The 1,266-nt window shown below is 68.2% G+C and carries 1 pseudogene; it reads right to left on the reverse strand.

Annotation, left to right across the window (positions count from 1 at the left end):
- Positions 1-1,266: pseudogene (locus tag DBR23_RS31290) on the reverse strand (error-prone DNA polymerase); the annotation flags it as partial.

Here is a 1,266-nt window from a genome sequence, read left to right on the forward strand (position 1 = left end):
TCTGCGCGCGGCTTTCGATCTGGAACACACCTACGGTGTCGGCGGCGCAGATCATGTCGTAGGTGGCGGGGTCTTCGCGCGGGATTTCCTTGAGGCCCCAGTGCTCGCCGCGCAGGGCTGCACGCAGGTTGAGGCAGCGGCGCAGCGCGCTGAGCATGCCCAGGGCCAGCACATCGACCTTGAGCAGCTTCATCTCATCCAGGTCGTCCTTGTCCCACTGGATGACGGAGCGGTCCTTCATGCTGGCGGGCTCCACCGGCACCAGCCGCGTGAGCTTGCCCTGGGTCAGCACAAAGCCGCCCACATGCTGGCTCAGGTGGCGCGGAAAGTCCTTCAGGTCGGCAGCCAGCTCCAGCCACAGCCGGGCGATGTGCCGGTGCAGCGACACGCCCACCGCCTGGGCCAGCTCCTGCAGGCGGTCGGTGGCAAAGGTTTCGTCAAACCAGTGGTGGTCTTTGGCAAACGCATCGACCAGGGCGGGCGCCACGCCCAGGGCCTTGCCCACGTCGCGCAGGGCGCTGCGTGTGCGGTAGCAGGTGACCACGGCGGCGATGGCGGCGCGGTCGCGGCCGTATTTGTCGTAGATGTACTGGATGACCTCTTCGCGCCGGTCGTGTTCGAAGTCCACGTCGATGTCGGGCGGCTCGCTGCGCTCCTTGCTGATGAAGCGCTCGAACAGCAGGTGGGACTGCTCGGGGGCCACCGCCGTGATACCCAGCACGTAGCAGACCACCGAGTTCGCCGCCGAGCCCCGGCCCTGGCACAGGATGCCCACGCTGCGCGCAAACCGCACGATGTCGTGCACGGTCAGGAAATACATCTCATACCCGCAGTGCGCGATCAGGTCGAGCTCTTTGCGGATCTGCGCCTGCACGCTCTCGGGCGCGCCCAGCGGGTAATGGCTTCGCACCCCCAGCTCTACCAGCCAGGCCAGTGCCTGGGCAGGTGTCATGCCCTCGGGCACGGTCTCCAGCGGGTAGCGGTACTGGATCTCACTCAGGCTGAAAGTGCAGCGCCCGGCCACGGTGAGCGTGGCCGCCAGCAATTCGGGCGGGTAGATGCCCGCCAGCCGCACGCGCTGCCGCAGGTGGCGCTCGGCGTTAGGCTGCAGCGCAAAGCCGCACTCGGCCACGGTGCAGCCGCGCTTCACGGCGGTGATCACATCCTGCAGCGGCTTGCGCGAGCGGGCGTGCATGTGCACGTCGCCCGCCGCCACCAGCGGCAGCTGCAGTGCAGCGCCCACGCGCTGCAGCGTGGGCGCTGCAC

Source organism: Acidovorax sp. HMWF018 (assembly GCF_003061035.1).
GTDB classification, from domain to species: Bacteria; Pseudomonadota; Gammaproteobacteria; order Burkholderiales; family Burkholderiaceae_C; genus Acidovorax; species Acidovorax delafieldii.